Source organism: Enterobacter sp. UNJFSC 003, assembly GCF_036903355.1.
Taxonomy (GTDB): Bacteria; Pseudomonadota; Gammaproteobacteria; order Enterobacterales; family Enterobacteriaceae; genus Enterobacter.
This window is the reverse complement of record NZ_JBAKHK010000197.1, coordinates 1-265: the sequence shown is the minus strand read 5'-3', so window position 1 is coordinate 265 and position 265 is coordinate 1. Positions and strand designations below refer to the sequence as shown.

The following is a 265-nucleotide window of genomic DNA, read 5'->3' as shown; positions in this document are numbered from 1 at the left end:
GTACTTCGCCTTAAAAAGCGGCTCTGCCACATTAACGTCATTAACAGCGGTGACCGATCAAAACGGAATCGCGACAACAAGCGTGAAAGGAGCGATGACAGGTAGCGTCACGGTAAGCGCAGTCACGACCGCTGGTGGAATGCAAACAGTAGATATAACGCTGGTGGCTGGCCCGGCAGACACCTCGCAGTCCGTCCTTAAGAGCAATCGGTCATCACTGAAAGGGGACTATACCGATAGTGCTGAATTACGTCTTGTTCTGCAC

1 protein-coding gene is annotated in these 265 nt (G+C 52.1%); it reads left to right on the top strand.

Features of this window, described 5'->3' with window-relative positions; translation table 11 throughout:
* On the top strand, window positions 1-265 hold a 265-nt coding region (locus tag V5P19_RS23770; protein WP_334408012.1), incomplete at both ends, for a hypothetical protein.